Origin of the sequence: Sphingosinicella sp. LHD-64, from assembly GCF_031157375.1 — a bacterium.
In the GTDB taxonomy this organism is placed as follows: domain Bacteria; phylum Pseudomonadota; class Alphaproteobacteria; order Sphingomonadales; family Sphingomonadaceae; genus Allosphingosinicella.
In genome coordinates, this window is the sequence record NZ_JAVIFV010000001.1 from 777,207 (window position 1) to 794,283 (window position 17,077).

General features: G+C 66.9%; 11 protein-coding genes. 4 read left to right on the forward strand and 7 right to left on the reverse strand.

The window, feature by feature from the left end; all coding sequences use genetic code 11:
- The first annotated feature begins 257 nt into the window (after positions 1 to 257).
- The 4 genes from rpoB to RCO27_RS03820 all read left to right on the forward strand — a co-directional run bounded on the left by rpoB (position 258) and on the right by RCO27_RS03820 (position 10,359).
- Positions 258 to 4,421, forward strand: a complete 4,164-nt coding sequence (gene rpoB / locus RCO27_RS03805) for a DNA-directed RNA polymerase subunit beta (RefSeq protein ID WP_309001306.1) — start codon at positions 258 to 260, stop codon at positions 4,419 to 4,421.
- A gap of 138 nt (positions 4,422 to 4,559) precedes the next feature.
- A complete protein-coding gene (rpoC, locus tag RCO27_RS03810; RefSeq protein ID WP_309001307.1) occupies positions 4,560 to 8,873 on the forward strand; it encodes a DNA-directed RNA polymerase subunit beta' in 4,314 nt (1,437 codons plus the stop codon).
- Positions 8,874 to 8,953: 80 nt separating this feature from the next.
- Positions 8,954 to 9,082, forward strand: a complete 129-nt coding sequence (locus RCO27_RS03815; RefSeq protein ID WP_309001308.1) for a hypothetical protein — start codon at positions 8,954 to 8,956, stop codon at positions 9,080 to 9,082.
- A 98-nt stretch (positions 9,083 to 9,180) separates the two neighbouring features.
- Positions 9,181 to 10,359, forward strand: a complete 1,179-nt coding sequence (locus RCO27_RS03820; RefSeq protein ID WP_309001908.1) for a glycosyltransferase family 1 protein — start codon at positions 9,181 to 9,183, stop codon at positions 10,357 to 10,359.
- On the opposite strand, the gene RCO27_RS03825 is transcribed toward RCO27_RS03820, so the two are convergent.
- The 7 genes from RCO27_RS03825 to RCO27_RS03855 form a co-directional block, all read right to left on the reverse strand.
- Positions 10,356 to 10,679, reverse strand: a complete 324-nt coding sequence (locus tag RCO27_RS03825; protein ID WP_309001309.1) for a DUF2218 domain-containing protein — start codon at positions 10,677 to 10,679, stop codon at positions 10,356 to 10,358. The genes RCO27_RS03820 and RCO27_RS03825 overlap by 4 nt on opposite strands.
- 2 nt (positions 10,680 to 10,681) lie before the next feature.
- The gene (locus RCO27_RS03830) at positions 10,682 to 11,299 is read right to left on the reverse strand and encodes a PadR family transcriptional regulator (protein ID WP_309001310.1); all 618 of its coding nucleotides are present in this window, start codon (positions 11,297 to 11,299) and stop codon (positions 10,682 to 10,684) included.
- Positions 11,300 to 11,488: 189 nt separating this feature from the next.
- Positions 11,489 to 13,717: a S9 family peptidase gene (locus RCO27_RS03835; protein WP_309001311.1), complete on the reverse strand. Its 2,229-nt coding sequence runs from the start codon at positions 13,715 to 13,717 to the stop codon at positions 11,489 to 11,491.
- A 162-nt stretch (positions 13,718 to 13,879) separates the two neighbouring features.
- Complete coding sequence (rplS, locus tag RCO27_RS03840; RefSeq protein ID WP_309001312.1) at positions 13,880 to 14,266, reverse strand: 50S ribosomal protein L19; 387 nt, start codon at positions 14,264 to 14,266, stop codon at positions 13,880 to 13,882.
- Positions 14,263 to 15,009: a tRNA (guanosine(37)-N1)-methyltransferase TrmD gene (gene trmD, locus RCO27_RS03845; protein ID WP_309001313.1), complete on the reverse strand. Its 747-nt coding sequence runs from the start codon at positions 15,007 to 15,009 to the stop codon at positions 14,263 to 14,265. Before trmD ends, rplS begins: the two co-directional genes overlap by 4 nt.
- Entirely contained in the window at positions 15,006 to 15,347 is a 342-nt protein-coding gene (locus RCO27_RS03850) for a hypothetical protein (protein WP_309001314.1), read from the reverse strand. Before RCO27_RS03850 ends, trmD begins: the two co-directional genes overlap by 4 nt.
- A 144-nt stretch (positions 15,348 to 15,491) precedes the next feature.
- Positions 15,492 to 17,021 (reverse strand): serine hydrolase domain-containing protein, encoded by a 1,530-nt coding sequence (locus RCO27_RS03855; protein WP_309001315.1) that lies wholly within the window; start codon positions 17,019 to 17,021, stop codon positions 15,492 to 15,494.
- Between the last annotated feature and the right edge of the window lie 56 nt (positions 17,022 to 17,077).

Consider the following 17,077-nt stretch of genomic DNA (forward strand, 5'->3'; position numbering starts at 1 on the left):
TGCCCGTGTCCCTATATCCGCTCCTCACCCCATCCCTTCGGAACAGGACGCGCCGTCGCGCAGCGCATTCAACGCATTGATCGGATTGGGTTTCTAGGACGCTGAAGCTGCGGTTTCCAGATCAAGGAGACCTGCGGCTTTTTGCGTTTGAGCGCTTCGCGATTCGAAGCTGGGCCCGGCCTTTGAGGCCAGGGAACAGAAGAAAAATGAGATTCCGGCCTGACGCCGGAACGACGGCTAAGAGGCGAACAACACACATGGCGACCAAGGCAGCTCCGGCTTCTGAGACCCGGCCCACCGCGTCCAAGCGCATCCGCAAGATCTTCGGGAACATCCACGAAGTCAGCGAGATGCCGAACCTCATCGAGGTTCAGCGCGAGAGCTACGAGCAGTTCCTCCGCTCCCGTCCGCAGGACGGTTACGTCTCCGGCCTCGAGAAGACGCTGCGCAGCGTGTTCCCGATCCGCGACTTCGCCGGCACCGCCGAGCTGGACTTCGTCCATTACGAGCTGGAAGACCCCAAGTACGACACCGACGAGTGCCGCCAGCGGGGCATGACCTATGCGGCGCCGATGCGCGTGACGCTGCGCCTCATCGTCTTCGAGGTCGACACCGACACCGACACCCGCTCCGTGCTCGATATCAAGGAGCAGGACGTCTACATGGGCGACATGCCGCTGATGACGAAGAATGGCACGTTCATCGTCAACGGCACCGAGCGCGTGATCGTCAGCCAGATGCACCGTTCGCCGGGCGTGCTCTTCGACCATGATCGCGGCAAGACCCACGCCTCGGGCAAGTACCTCTTCGCCGCGCGCGTCATCCCCTATCGCGGCTCCTGGCTCGACTTCGAGTTCGACGCCAAGGACATCGTCAACGTCCGCATCGACCGCAAGCGCAAGCTGCCGGTCACCGCGCTGCTCCATGCGCTGGAGATGTCGAGCGAGGAGATCCTCAACACCTTCTACAACCGCGTGATCTGGGTCCGCGGCAAGGGCGGCTGGCAGGTCCCGTTCGTCGCCGAGCAATGGCGCGGCAACAAGCCCGCCTTCGACATCGTCGACGGCAAGTCGGGCGAGGTCGTCTTCCCGGCCGGCCAGAAAATCTCTCCGCGTGCTGCCAACAAGGCGCAGAAGGACGGGCTCGCGCAGCTCCTGATTCCGACCGAGGAGATTTTCGGCCGCTATTCCGCCTATGACCTCATCAACGAGAAGACCGGCGAAATCTACATCGAGGCGGGCGACGAGCTCACCCCGGAGAATCTCGAGAAGCTCGACAAGGCCGGCGTCGACCGGCTCGAACTGCTCGACATCGATCATGTCAACACCGGCGCCTGGATCCGCAACACGCTGAAGGCCGACAAGGCCGAGGACCGCGACCAGGCCCTCTCCGACATCTATCGCGTGATGCGCCCGGGCGAGCCGCCGACCCGCGAGACCGCCGAGGCGCTGTTCGCCGGCCTGTTCTTCGATCCGGAGCGCTACGACCTCTCCGCGGTCGGCCGCGTCAAGCTCAACATGCGCCTCGACCTCGACGCCGAGGACACGGTCACGACGCTCCGCAAGGAGGACATCGTCGCGGTGGTGAAGACCCTCGTCGACCTCAAGGACGGCAAGGGCGAGATCGACGACATCGACAATCTCGGCAACCGCCGCGTGCGTTCGGTCGGCGAGCTGCTCGAGAACCAGTATCGCGTCGGCCTGCTCCGCATGGAGCGCGCCGTGAAGGAGCGGATGAGTTCGGTCGACGTGTCGACCGTGATGCCGAACGACCTGATCAACGCGAAGCCCGCGGTCGCCGCGGTGCGCGAGTTCTTCGGCTCGTCGCAGCTGTCGCAGTTCATGGACCAGACCAACCCGCTGTCCGAAGTCACCCACAAGCGCCGCGTCTCGGCGCTCGGGCCGGGCGGCCTCACCCGCGAGCGCGCGGGCTTCGAGGTCCGCGACGTCCACCCGACCCATTACGGCCGCATCTGCCCGATCGAGACGCCGGAAGGCCCGAACATCGGCCTGATCAACAGCCTCGCCTCGTTCAGCCGCGTCAACAAGTACGGCTTCATCGAGACGCCGTACCGCAAGGTCGCCGACAGCAAAGTGACCGACGAGGTCGTCTATCTCTCGGCGATGGAGGAGGCCAAGCATACGATCGCGCAGGCCAATGCCGAGCTCGACAAGAATGGCAGCCTCGTCGAGGAGCTGATCTCGGCGCGCCAGGCCGGCGAGTTCCTGATGGCGCCGCGCGACATCATCACCTTGATGGACGTGAGCCCGAAGCAGCTCGTGTCGGTCGCGGCCTCGCTCATTCCCTTCCTGGAGAATGACGACGCCAACCGCGCCCTCATGGGCTCGAACATGCAGCGCCAGGCGGTGCCGCTGGTCAAGGCCGAGGCGCCCTTTGTCGGCACCGGCATGGAAGAGACCGTCGCCCGGGATTCGGGCGCCGCCATCGCCGCGCGCCGTTCGGGCATCGTCGACCAGGTCGATGCGGCGCGCATCGTCGTCCGGGCGACCGGCGACGTCGAGGCCGGCAAGTCGGGCGTCGACATCTACACGCTGATGAAGTTCCAGCGCTCGAACCAGAATACCTGCATCAACCAGCGTCCGCTCGTGAAGAAGGGCGACTTCGTCCAGGAAGGCGACGTGATCGCCGACGGCCCGTCGACCGATCTCGGCGAGCTGGCGCTGGGCCGCAACGTGCTCGTCGCCTTCATGCCCTGGAACGGCTACAATTTCGAGGACTCCATCCTCATCTCCGAACGGATCGTGAAGGACGACGTCTTCACCTCGATCCATATCGAGGAGTTCGAGGTCATGGCCCGCGACACCAAGCTCGGACCCGAGGACATCACCCGCGACATCCCGAACGTCGGCGAGGAGGCGCTCCGCAACCTCGACGAGGCCGGCATCGTCTATATCGGCGCCGAGGTGGAGCCGGGCGATATCCTGGTCGGCAAGATCACGCCGAAGGGCGAGAGCCCGATGACGCCGGAAGAGAAGCTGCTGCGCGCCATCTTCGGCGAGAAGGCGTCGGACGTGCGCGACACGTCGCTGCGCCTGCCGCCGGGCGTGTCTGGCACGATCGTCGAGGTGCGCGTGTTCAACCGGCATGGCATCGACATCGATGACCGCACCCGCGCCATACAGTCGGAGGAGAAGGACCGCCTCCGCAAGGACGCCGAGGACGAGCGCAACATCCTGAAGCGCTCGACCTATGCCCGCCTGCGCGAGATGCTGCTCGGCCAGGTCGCCACCGGCGCGCCGAAGGGCGTCAAGAAGGGCGCCGGGATCGACGCCGAGGCGCTCGACAGCGTCGAGCCGCACGAATGGTGGAAGTTCGCCGTGAAGGACGACAAGGTCCAGGCGAACCTCGAGGCCGTGCGGGCGCAATATGACGAGGCCGAAGGCGTCATCAAGCGCCGCCTGGAGGACCGGATCGAGAAGCTGGAGCGCGGCGACGAGCTGCCGCCCGGCGTGCTCAAGATGGTCAAGGTGTTCGTCGCGGTGAAGCGCAAGCTGCAGCCGGGCGACAAGATGGCCGGCCGCCACGGCAACAAGGGCGTCATCAGCCGCATCCTGCCGCAGGAGGACATGCCGTTCCTGGAGGACGGGACCCCGGCCGACATCGTGCTGAACCCGCTCGGCGTGCCGTCGCGCATGAACGTCGGGCAGATCTTCGAGACCCATCTGGGCTGGGCCGCGCGCGGCCTCGGCAAGCAGGTCGCGGAGCTGCTCGACGGCATCCATGCCAAGGGCAAGGATCTCGACACGTCCGACGGCAAGGCGCTGCGCGCCAAGCTCAAGGACATCTACGGCAAGAGCTACGAGGCGGAGATCGACGCGCGCGACGACGAGCAGGTGCTGGAGCTTGCCTCCAACCTGACCTCGGGCATTCCGATGGGCACCCCGGTGTTCGACGGCGCCAAGGAGTCCGACGTCTCGGCGATGCTGGAGAAGGCGGGTCTCGACGCGTCCGGCCAGGTCGATCTCTATGACGGCCGCACCGGCGACAAGTTCGACCGCAAGGTGACCGTGGGCTACATCTACATGCTGAAGCTCCACCATCTCGTTGACGACAAGATCCACGCCCGCTCGATCGGCCCCTACAGCCTCGTCACCCAGCAGCCGCTGGGCGGCAAGGCGCAGTTCGGCGGCCAGCGCTTCGGCGAGATGGAGGTCTGGGCGCTCCAGGCCTACGGCGCCGCCTACACGCTGCAGGAGATGCTGACGGTGAAGTCGGACGACGTGATCGGCCGGACCAAGGTCTACGAGGCGATCGTCAAGGGCGACGACACGTTCGAGGCCGGCATTCCGGAAAGCTTCAACGTGCTGGTCAAGGAAATGCGGTCGCTCGGCCTCAATGTCGAGCTCGACAGCATCGTCTCCGACGAGGACGAAGAGCCGACCCAGCTGGCGGCGGAATAGGAACCTTAGCCCCTCTCCCCTTGCGGGAGAGGGGTTGGGGAGAGGGGCTGCGGCTCACCTCCCCTCTCCCTCCCACCGCTGACGCGGTGGGCCCCTCCCTCTCCCGCAAGGGGAGAGGGCGAAAGGAAGAGATAGAAAATGAACGAACTGACCAACTTCGCGAACCCGGTGGCCAAGCCGGAGACGTTCGACCAGATCAAGATCGGCATCGCCTCGCCGGAGCGCATCCGTTCCTGGTCGTTCGGCGAGATCAAGAAGCCCGAGACGATCAACTACCGCACGTTCAAGCCCGAGCGCGACGGCCTGTTCTGCGCGCGCATCTTCGGCCCCATCAAGGACTATGAGTGCCTGTGCGGCAAGTACAAGCGCATGAAGTACAAGGGCATCGTCTGCGAGAAGTGCGGCGTCGAGGTCACCGTCTCGAAGGTCCGCCGCGAGCGCATGGGCCATATCGAGCTCGCCGCGCCGGTCGCGCACATCTGGTTCCTGAAGTCGCTGCCCTCGCGCATCGGCCTGCTGCTCGACATGCAGCTGAAGCAGCTCGAGCGGGTGCTCTACTTCGAGTCCTACATCGTCACCGAGCCGGGCCTGACCCCGCTGGAGAAGTACCAGCTCCTGACCGAGGACGAGCTGCTCGAGGCGCAGGACGAATATGGCGAGGACGCCTTCACCGCCGGCATCGGCGCCGAGGCGGTCAAGCAGATGCTGATCGACCTCGACCTCGAGGGCGAGCGCAAGGCGCTGCTCGAGGAGCTCGAGACCACCAAGTCCGAGCTGAAGCCCAAGAAGATCATCAAGCGGTTGAAGGTCGTCGAGAGCTTCCTCGAATCCGGCAACCGTCCGGAGTGGATGATCCTCGACGTCGTCCCGGTCATCCCGCCCGAGCTGCGCCCGCTGGTGCCGCTGGACGGTGGCCGCTTCGCGACGTCGGACCTCAACGATCTCTATCGCCGCGTCATCAACCGCAACAACCGCCTCAAGCGCCTGATGGAGCTGCGCGCGCCGGACATCATCGTGCGCAACGAGAAGCGCATGCTGCAGGAGGCGGTCGACGCGCTGTTCGACAACGGCCGCCGCGGCCGCACGATCACCGGTGCCAACAAGCGCCCGCTCAAGTCGCTCAGCGACATGCTGAAGGGCAAGCAGGGCCGCTTCCGCCAGAACCTGCTCGGCAAGCGGGTCGATTATTCGGGCCGCTCGGTCATCGTGACCGGTCCGGAGCTCAAGCTGCACCAGTGCGGCCTGCCGAAGAAGATGGCCTTGGAGCTGTTCAAGCCGTTCATCTACTCGCGTCTCGACGCCAAGGGCCTCTCGATGACCCTCAAGCAGGCGAAGAAGTGGGTCGAGAAGGAGCGCAAGGAAGTCTGGGACATCCTCGACGAGGTGATCCGCGAGCATCCGGTGCTGCTGAACCGCGCGCCGACGCTCCACCGCCTCGGCATCCAGGCGTTCGAGCCGGTGCTGATCGAGGGCAAGGCGATCCAGCTCCACCCTTTGGTCTGCTCGGCGTTCAACGCCGACTTCGACGGCGACCAGATGGCCGTCCACGTTCCCCTTTCGCTGGAAGCCCAGCTGGAAGCGCGCGTGCTGATGATGTCGACCAACAACATCCTGTCGCCCGCCAACGGCAAGCCGATCATCGTGCCGTCGCAGGACATGGTGCTCGGGCTCTACTATCTGTCGATGGAGCGTGAGGGCGAGCCGGGCGAAGGCTCGATCCTGACCGACATGGAGGAGGTCCACCAGGCGCTCTACGCCCAGTCGGTGACGCTGCACACCAAGATCATCAGCCGCGTGCCACAGACCGACGAGGCCGGCAAGACCTACATGAAGCGGGTCGAGACGACGCCGGGCCGCATGCTGCTCGGCGAGACGCTGCCGAAGAGCCACAAGGTGCCGTTCGAGACGGTCAACCGCCTGCTGACCAAGAAGGAGATCGGCGACGTCATCGACATCGTCTATCGCCACACCGGGCAGAAGGAGACGGTGCTGTTCGCCGACGCGATCATGGCATTGGGCTTCCGTCACGCGTTCCGCGCCGGCATCTCGTTCGGCAAGGACGACATGATCATTCCGATCGAGAAGGAGAAGCTGGTCGACGAGACCCGGACGCTCGTGAAGGACTACGAGCAGCAGTATCAGGACGGCCTGATCACCCAGCAGGAGAAATACAACAAGGTGATCGATGCCTGGAGCCGCTGCGGCGACCAGGTCGCAAACGCCATGATGGACAAGATCAAGGCGCAGCCCAAGGATGCCGACGGCCGCATGGCCCCGATCAACTCGATCTACATGATGGCGCATTCGGGTGCCCGCGGTTCGCAGGCCCAGATGAAGCAGCTCGCCGGCATGCGCGGCCTAATGGCCAAGCCGTCGGGCGAGATCATCGAGACGCCGATCATCTCGAACTTCAAGGAAGGCCTCACCGTCCTCGAATATTTCAATTCGACCCACGGCGCCCGCAAGGGTCTCGCGGATACGGCGCTCAAGACGGCGAACTCGGGTTATCTGACCCGCCGCCTCGTCGATGTCAGCCAGGACTGCGTCATCGTCGAGGACGATTGCGGCACCGAGAACAGCCTCGACATGCGCGCGATCGTCCAGGGCGGCGCGGTCATCGCCTCGCTCGGCGAGCGCATCCTGGGCCGCACCCCGGCCGAGGACATCGTCGATGCCAAGACCGGCGACACGCTGGTCAAGGAAGGCGAGCTGATCGACGAGGCCGCGGCGCTGAAGATCGACGAGCTCGGCATCCAGTCGGTGAACATCCGCTCGCCCCTGGTCTGCGAGAGCGAGATGGGCGTCTGCGCCCGCTGCTACGGGCGCGATCTCGCCCGCGGCACGCCGGTCAATATCGGCGAGGCGGTCGGCGTGATCGCCGCCCAGTCGATCGGCGAGCCGGGCACCCAGCTTACCATGCGCACCTTCCACATCGGCGGCGCCGCCCAGCTCAACGAGACGTCGAGCCTGGAAGCGTCGGTGGACGGCACAATCGAGCTCAGGGACCTGCCGACGATCGTCGATCCCCGCGGCCGGCGCATCGCCATGGCCCGCAACGGCGAGCTGGCGATCGTCGACATGGACGGCCGCGAGCGCGCTTCGCACCGCATCCCCTACGGCGCGCACCTGATGGTCGATCACGGCCACATCGCGTCCAAGGGCGACCGGATTGCCGAATGGGATCCGTTCATGATGCCGGTGATCACCGAAAAGGGCGGCAAGGTCGCCTTCCAGGACCTCATCGACAACAAGACGCTCACCGAGCAGACCGACGAGGCGACCGGCATCGCCCAGCGCGTCGTCACCGAGTACCGGGCGACCGGCCGCTCCAAGGAGGACCTGCGTCCGCGCATCACCCTCTTGGACGAGAAATCGGGCGAGGCGGCGCGCTACATGCTGGCTCCGGGCGCGATGCTCTCGGTCGAGGAGGGCCAGGTGGTGGAAGCCGGCGAGGTGCTCGCCCGCGTCACCCGCGAGGCCGCCAAGACCCGCGACATCACCGGTGGTCTGCCGCGCGTCGCCGAGCTGTTCGAGGCGCGCAAGCCCAAGGAGAATGCGATCATCGCCAAGGTCTCCGGCCGGATCGCGTTCGGCAAGGACTACAAGGCCAAGCGCAAGATCGCGATCATCCCCGAGGAGGGCGGCGATCCGGTCGAGTATCTGGTGCCGAAGTCCAAGGTCATCGACGTGCAGGAAGGCGACTTCGTCAAGCGCGGCGACAATCTGATCGGCGGCAGCCCCGATCCGCACGACATCCTCGAGGTGCTCGGCGTCAAGGCGCTGGCGGAATATCTCGTGTCGGAGATCCAGGAGGTCTATCGCCTGCAGGGCGTGAAGATCAACGACAAGCACATCGAGGTGATCGTCCGCCAGATGCTGCAGAAGGTCGAGATCACCGAGAGCGGCGACACAACCTTCCTGGTCGGCGAGCAGGTCGACCGGCAGGAGATGAACGAGGTCAACGCCAGGTTGAAGGAGCAGCCGGGCAAGAAGAAGCCCGCGGAAGGCAAGCCGGTGCTGCTCGGCATCACCAAGGCGAGCCTGCAGACCCGCAGCTTCATCTCGGCCGCCTCGTTCCAGGAGACGACCCGCGTGCTCACCGAGGCTTCGGTGCAGGGCAAGGTCGACAGCCTGGAGGGCCTCAAGGAGAACGTCATCGTCGGCCGGCTCATCCCGGCCGGCACCGGCGCGGGCATGAAGCGGATGCGGATCGCGGCTTCGTCGCGCGATGCGGCGCTGCGCGCCCAGCAGCGGTCGCTCCAGGCCTCGCTCATCGCGCCCGCCTCGGCCGCCGAGGAGCATGCGGCGGAGCTCGCCCAGGGCCTTGAGGCCGCGACCCATTCGGAGCCGCTCGCCGCGGTGACGTCGAGCGGTCATGGCACCGATGCGGACGCCGGCGAGTATCTCCAGGATGCCGGAGACACTCTCCAGACGGAGGGCACCAAGGAGTAATCCTCGGGGCGTTCAGACATGCGAAAGCGCCCCATCGTCTAGAACGGCGGGGCGCTTTTTTGCTTTTCCGGAATGCGGTCATGAAAGAAGCCTTCACCCTCTTCCTGCTCGCGCTGCTGATCGTCCCGCCCTTGTGGGGAATCCGGCGTGTCCGCCGGGTGCTGCGGATGCAGGCGGCCGAGCGGCAGCGGCAGGAGAGCGACCAGTGAACGCGCCGCGCCAGGGTCTCGCGCATCTGCACGCGGCCGCCTCGACCGGCAGTGCGGGCTTTTTGCGTTCGGCCGACGAATTTCTTATCGACGACGCGATGGACGTTACCGATCTGCGCGTCGCCATCTTCAGCGGCAACTACAATTATGTCCGCGACGGCGCCAATCAGGCGCTGAACCGGCTCGCCGACTATCTGCTGCGTCAGGGCGCGGCAGTGCGGGTTTATTCGCCGACGACGAAGACGCCGGCCTTCGAGCCCAAGGGCGATCTGGTCTCCGTGCCGGCGCTGCCGATCCCGGGCCGTTCGGAATATCGGATCGGTCTCGCATTGCCGCCAAGCGTCCGGCGCGATCTCAAGGCCTTCCGCCCGACCATCTTCCATGTCGCCAGCCCCGAGTTCACCGGCCATCGCGCGGTGACATTGGCGCGCGACTGGGACTTGCCGGTCGTGGCATCGGTCCACACCCGTTTCGAGACCTACCCGCGTTATTACGGCCTCGCCTTCCTGGAGCCGGTCGTGCTGGCGATCCTCAGGCGCTTCTACCGGCGCTGCGACGCGATCTTCGCGCCGTCGGATTCGATGGCGCAGCTGCTGCGCGACCAGCGGATGAACTATGACGTCGGCATCTGGACGCGCGGCATCGACCGGGAGGTCTTCAATCCGGGCCGGCGCGACCTGCAATGGCGCCGGAGCCTGGGCATCGCGGATGAGGATGTGGTGATCGGTTTCACCGGCCGGCTCGTGATGGAGAAAGGCCTCGACGTTTTCTCCGACACGATCGACCGGCTGCGCCGCCGCGAGATTCCCCACAAGGTGCTGATCGTCGGCGAAGGGCCGGCGCGCGACTGGTTCGAGCAAAGGCTGCCGGATGCGATCTTCACCGGCTTCCAATCAGGCCCGGACCTCGGCCGCGCCGTCGCCTCGATGGACATGCTGTTCAATCCGTCCGTCACCGAGACGTTCGGCAACGTGACGCTGGAGGCGATGGCCGCGGGCCTGCCGGTGGTGGCCGCCCGCGCCACGGGGAGCGAGAGCCTGGTCGAGGACGGCGTCACCGGCCGCCTCGTCCGCCCGGGCGCGATCCACATCTTCTGCGAGGCGCTTGGCCGCTACTGTCGCGACGCCGATGTCCGCCGTGCGGCCGGTGCCGCCGGCGAGGCGGCCAGCCGCCGCTATGGCTGGGACGAGGTCAACCAGGAACTGGTCGACTCCTATCTTCGCGTCATCCGCCAGCACAGCCAGGGCGGACGGCAGAGACCAAGCCCGGTGCCTTAAGCCACGTCCTTCCAGTCATAGGTCAATGGCGCTTCGCGGAACGCGAATCTGTCGATGTGGCGCTCGACGGCGCCCTTGAGCGCGTCGAGCTGACCGGGCGCCGACGCCTCGATCCGGCAATCGAGCGCATCCGGTTCGGCGACCATCGTGAAGACGGCGTCGCCCGGCCAGTTGGCGCCGCGCGCGTTGCGGGGGAAGATCACCTCCCCCCGCTCCGCGTCGAACTCGACCGCCATATTGTGCGCCCAGTGCTTGCACAGCTGCTGAAGATAGCGGCTGGCGCTCTTCGTCGGGACGCGCGCAGTGCTGGTCGTCGCCATCGCTACAGCCGCTCGATCTTCTGCGCGGCCTCGTCGAGGATTTCCGCGATCTTGTGCAACGTGCCTTCGTCCACGTCGTCGCGGGTGGCGCGGTGCCAGAGCGCGGAGAGCAGGTTGGCGACCGAGCGCTTGATCGGGGCGCCGCCGGCCTTGCGCTGGTCGCTGCCCAGGCCTTCGAGCCGCGCGAACAGGCTTTCGACCTCGTCCGACTTCTCGTCGAGATGGGTCGCGCCCTCCATCGTGACCGCGAACGCCTTGCGCGCGCCCTCCGTCTGCTGCTCCTCGATGAGGCCCATATCCTGGAGCATCGTGAGGGTCGGATAGACGACGCCGGGGCTCGGCGCATAGGCGCCGTGGGTGAGTTCCTCGACCGCGCGGATGAGGTCATAGCCGTGGCGCGGCTGATCGGCGATCAGCTTCAACAGCACCAGCCGGAGTTCGCCCGAGTCGAACACCCGCCGGCGCCCGCGGCCGCCGCCATGATGGCGCCCGCCCCAGTCACTCCAATCGCCCCAGCCGCGTCCCCAAGCCCGGCCACCGCCGAAGCCCATGGCGAACAGCCCTGCCGGAATCTCGAAGCCGCGCGGACCGCAATCGCCGCGCATCCTGAATCTGCCCATGAGGCTTTCTCCTATCTAAGATAGGCTGAGATATATCTTAATGATTGATGCAGTCAAGATATATCTTGCAAATTGTCGGACGTCTCCACCCAAGCCGGCGCGTCGCCCCGGCGCAGGCCGGGGCCTCGTGGGGTGAAAAGCTCTGCGGGTGAGTCTCGCCGAGATCCCGGCCTCCGCCGGGATGACGAGCTACCGGGCGGGAGGCGTCTCGACCTCCCCATCCCGCACCGTGCGATTGAGGAAGTTCTCGATCGTGCGCCACAGATGGAGCTGGCGGGCTTCGCCGCTGACGCCGTGGGTGGCGCCGGGATAGACCATCATCTCGAACGGGAAGCTGCGGCCCTGCAGCGCGCCCATCAGCACGGTCGAATTCTCGAACACGACATTGTCGTCGGCCATGCCGTGGATGAGCAGCAGATTGTCGGTGATGCGGCTCGACGGCGGGACGGCGCCGGCGGCCTGGTAGGGTGCCGGATCGATCGCGGGGTTGCCGAGATAGCGCTCGGTATAGTGGGTGTCGTAGAGTTCCCAGCGCGTGACCGGGGCGCCGGAGACGCCGGCGCGGAAGGTGCCCGGCGCGGCCTCCAGGAGCCGCAGCGTCATGTAGCCGCCATAGGACCAGCCGTTGACCGCGATCCGGTCGCCGTCGACGAAATCCCGAGTCCTGAGCCAGGCGACGCCGGCGAGCTGGTCCTCGACCTCGACCGTGCCCATCGCATGATAGATCGCGTCCTCGAACGCCTTGCCGCGGTCGGGCGAGCCCCGATTGTCGATCGAGAAGACGATCCAGCCTTGCTGGACGAGATATTCGTGCAGAGGGTTGACCCAGGCGCGTGTCACCTGCCGTCCCGAGCCCGGGCCGCCATAGACCTGGACGAAGACCGGATAGCGCCGCCCGGGCTCGCGCGCCGGGGAGAGCATGCGGTAATGGAGCTCGGTGCCGTCGCTCGCGTGGATCGTGCCGAAAGTCGGTGCGACATGGGCGGCACGGAACGGACCGTAGGGATGCGAATCGTCCAGCCGGTTCTCCTCGATCCAGGCGAGCCGCTCGCCGCGGGCGTCGGCGAGATAGACCTGGGTCGGCTGGGTCGGGCTGGAGCGGGTGACGAGCGCGCGGGTGGCGCGACCGTCCATCTCCGCCACGTTCCAATAGCCTTGCTCGGTCAGCCGCCGGGGCGTGCCCGGCCGGTTCATGTCGATGCTGTAGAGATGCTGCTCGAGCGGGGTATCGAGATTGCCGGTGAAGTAGATCCGGCCCGACGTCTCGTCGACGCCCTCGATCGACTTCACAGCCCAGTCGCCGCGGGTGAGCTGTGTCCAGCGCCCGCTGCGGAACCGGTAGATGTGCGAATAGCCGGAGCGCTCCGAGGTCCAGAGCAGGCTGCCGTCGCGCAGCGGGCGGAGATTGTCGTGGAGGTTGAGCCAGGTGTTCGACGTCTCGCTGAACAGGATTGTCGAGCGCCCTGTCGCGGGATCGACGCTGAGCAGGTCGAGCCGCTTCTGGTCGCGGCTCTCGCGCTGGACGAAGAGCGTGCGGCCGTCGGCGCTCCAGTTCACCCGGGCGAGGTAGATGTCGGTGTCGGCGCCGAGATCGACCTTCACCCGGCCCGAGCCGTCAGGCGCCATCACGTAGAGCTCGACCAGCGCATTGGGCGTGCCGGCGGCGGGGTAGCGCTGCTCGTAGACGCGGGTGCCTTCGGTGCCGATCGCGGTGCGGGTGACGGTGCGCACCGGCGCCTCGTCAACCCGGGCGACGGCGAGATAGCGGTCGTCGGGCGACCACCAGTGGCCGGTGTGGCGGTCCATCTCCTCCTGCGCGACGAACTCGGCCGAGCCCCAGCTCACCGTTCCGGCGCCGTCGGTGGTGAGGCGGCGCTGGTTCTGGCCGGTCGCCTCGACGACATGGAGATTCTGGTCACGCACGAAGGAGAGGTAGCGGCCGGTGCGCGAGACCTGGGCGTCGAGCTCGGTCTCGGGCGTGGCTGTCACCCGGCGGACATTGCCGTCGAGGCCAGCGAGATAAAGGTCGCCGTCGAGCGGCACGAGGATGCCGCGGCCGTCCGGCGCCCAGTCGTAGCTCACGATGCCGCGCACTCCGGAGAGCCGGGCGCGCTCGCGACGCATCATCTCTTCCTCGGAGAGTTGCGCGCCCGTACCGACACGAGCGCTGTCGACCAGCATCCGGGCCTCGCCAGTGGTCGTGTCGACCGCCCAGAGATCGAACCGGTCGCGGTCGTCGGCGCGGTTGCGCAGCAGCGTGGCGAGCCGGCCGTCGGGCGACAGCTTCAGCAGCCGCGGGGTCGGGCCGGAGAGCGACGGGCTGGCGAAGATCCGCTCGAGCGTGAGTTGCCCGGCCTGGGCGGCGGTGACGGGGACGGCGGCCGCGATCATCGCGGCGAGGGGAAGAAGCGTGCGCATGGCGCGCACCCTAGCCGGACCCGCGGCAAAGAAAAGGGCGGGGAAAGCCAGCGCCCTCCCCGCCCTCGATCCGTCATCCCGGCGAAGGCCGGGATCCCAGCGAGACCCGCCGTGACTTCTTGTCCCGAGACCCCGGCCTTCGCCGGCGTGATGGACAGAGCCTCAGCCCTCGGCGACCTCGGTGTGGCGGACGTCGCGGCGCTCGGCGATGCGGGCCGACTTGCCGGTGCGGCCACGCAGATAATAGAGCTTGGCGCGGCGGACGGCGCCGCGGCGGACCACCTCGATCGAATCCACGTTCGGCGAATAGAGCGGGAAGACGCGCTCGACGCCCTCGCCGAAGCTGATCTTGCGCACGGTGAAGGAGCTGCCGAGGCCCTTGTTGGCCCGCGCGATGCAGACGCCTTCGAAATTCTGGATGCGGGTGCGGTCGCCTTCGACGACCTTGACGCCGACCTTCAGCGTGTCGCCCGGACGGAAGTCCGGGATCGCCTTGGTGGACTTGAACTGCTCGATGGCCTCGGCCTCGAGCGTCTGGATGAGGTTCATTTCTTCTGACCTTCGTCTTCGCGCTGCGCGCCAGAGGGCGGTGGCCTTCGTGCGCCCCCGTGGCGCGCGATCAGGTCCGGCCGCCTTAGCCGTGTCTCTTCCTCCGCCCGGCACTGCCGCCATGCGGAGATTTTCGCATGATCCCCCGACCGCAGCACCTCGGGGATCGTGCGCCCTTCCCATTCATAAGGTCGGGTATAATGCGGATATTCGAGCAGGCCGCTTTCGAAGCTCTCCTCCTCACCGCTTGAAGCCGCGCCCATTACCCCGGGAAGCAGCCGAACGCAAGCGTCGAGCAGGGTGAGCGCCGCCATCTCGCCGCCGGAGAGAATATAGTCGCCGATCGAGACCTCGACGAGCGGCCGCGCCTCGAACAGCCGCTCGTCGATCCCCTCGAACCGGCCGCACAGGATCGAGATGCCCGGACCGGCGGAGAGCTCGCGAACAAAGCCTTGGGTGAGGGGCCTGCCGCGCGGGCTCATGACCAGTATCGGCGCGTCGGGGCGGCGGGCCAGGACGTTGTCGACCGCGCTGGCGAGTACATCGGCCCGCATCACCATCCCGGCCCCGCCGCCAGCCGGCGTATCGTCGACCGAGCGGTGCTTGTCGGCAGCAAAATCGCGGATCTGCACCGTTTCCAGCGACCAGATTCCCTGTCCCAGCGCCCGCCCGGCCAGGCTGACGCCCAGCGGCCCGGGAAACATCTCAGGATAGAGAGTGAGAACCGTCGCGGCCCAGCTCATCGGGAACGAATCCGGCGCAGCCAAAGGTAAGCCGCGAGCGCACCCAGCGTGAGGCTGACGGCGACGCCGATATGTCCGAGCATATAGACACCGGCTGCCGCAAGTGCACCGGCATCGCCGTGATCGTCCGTGCTGATGAACAAGGCGATCAACCCCGCACCGATCGCGACGATCAGCAAAGCCGAGACGAAGCTCGACCCCAATGTCAGCCAGCCGATCGGTGCCGTCGGCCAGCGTCGATGCAGGAGAGAGGCGGCGATCATCGCAAACGGCACCGGCAAGACCAGCAGGCCCACGACGAGGATGCTGAGGATCGCGTCAAGAATGGGACCGACCATGACCAACGATCCTACCGGGATGACGCGGAACCTCCAAGTTGCAAGGTCGGCGCGAGGAGCAGCTGGCCGCGACCATCGTTCCACCAGCGAGGACCAGACCGGAGGCTTGCGATGGCATCCAATGGAGCTGATCCATGACGGCACTCACTGTGCCGGGGCGACGCGCAGGCGCAGAGCCTGGATCGTCGGCGGATTGGTCGGGCCGAGCAGGAGCTGGCCCTGCAGGTTGCCGCGTGCGCAGGCCCAGGTGAAGGTGCCGGCAAGCGCGCCGGTGGCGGTGATCGGCGCATCCGTGCGGCACTCGCCGACCGCGCCTTTGAGACGGGCGAACTCGCGCGCCCAGTTTTCCGGCGAGCGATCCATCAGGAAGTTCATTGCCAGCCGCGCGCGGCCCGGCTCGATGCTGCCGGCGCCGAACATCGCGGCGGCGGCGGCATAATTGGCGGCAAGCGCCTCGCTGACCGGAATCGCGCGGCCGACGAGCAATCCGGCCCGGCGCAGCTCGAGTGCGGTCTCCATGACCTGCGCGCCTGGCGCCGTGTAGGTCCGGCTGGAAAAAGCGAAAACACCCGTCCCGTGCTCCGGCAGCAGCATCATATAGGAGCCGTAGCCGGGATAACCGCCGCTGTGCCGGACGACGAGGCCGAGATCGCAGTCCTGCGCGGCGATCATGCCCATGCCATAGGCCATGGCAAAGCGGCAGGGCTCGCCACCGCTCAGGCCCGGGCGGGTCTGCGTCGAGACGAAGTTGAGGCCTTGGGCGAGCTCGCGTACGCTCGATCGGCGCACCGGCCCCTGCTCCGGCCCGTCCCGCGCCGGCCAGGCGGAGAGGAGGAAAGCGACCCAGCGGGCATAGTCGCTCGCGCTGGTCTGGACCCCGCCCATCGATCCGAACACGCCGTCGCGCATGTCGGGCTCGCGCGCATGCGCCTCATTCTCCCAGCGATAGCCGATCGCGCGTCGCTCCCGGGGGAAGGCGGAAATGTCGTAGCCGGTGGAGGCCATGCCGAGCGGGCGCATGACCTCCTCGCGGATATAGTCCTGATAGGGCCGGCCGGAGACGTTGGTGACGATCCGCCCGAGCAGCGCGTAGCCGAAGTTCGAATATTCGAACCGCGTCTGCGGCGCCCGGGTGAAAGGGACGCCCGCGCGCAGCATGCGGGTGAACTCGGCTTCGGTAAGGACCTGCTGGCGGTCGCCCCAGGGATCGTCGGTGACGAAGCCGCCGACATGGCTGAGCAGGTCGCGCACGCGGATGCGGGGCGTATCGGTGGTCGGATACCGCCAGTTCCTGAGTTCTGGAACATACTCTTCCGCGAGCGCGTCGAGCCTCAGGCGCCCGTCGTCGCGCAGCTTCAGGATGGCGAGCGCAGTAAAGGCCTTGGACATCGAGGCGATACGGAAAAGGCTGTCGACGTCGACCGGCCGATCTGATTCCAGATCGTGCCGCCCGGCCGCACCGAAATGGACCAGCCGGCCGTCCCGGACGATGCCCCAGACGAGGCCGGGGACGTGCTGTTCCTGCTGATAGCGGCGGAAGGTCTCGTCCATCCGGGCGGCGACCTGTTCGACAGTTGGGGGCGTTGCGGCAGGCGCCGTTTGCGCCGGTGCGGCCTGCGACCAAGCGGGCGTCGCTGCCCCCAGCAACAATGCGGCGATCAATGCGTGGCGCATCCTTTTCCTCCCTCTCCTGCCGGCGGGAGATACAAGGTCCCCGGCCAGCGCGCCAG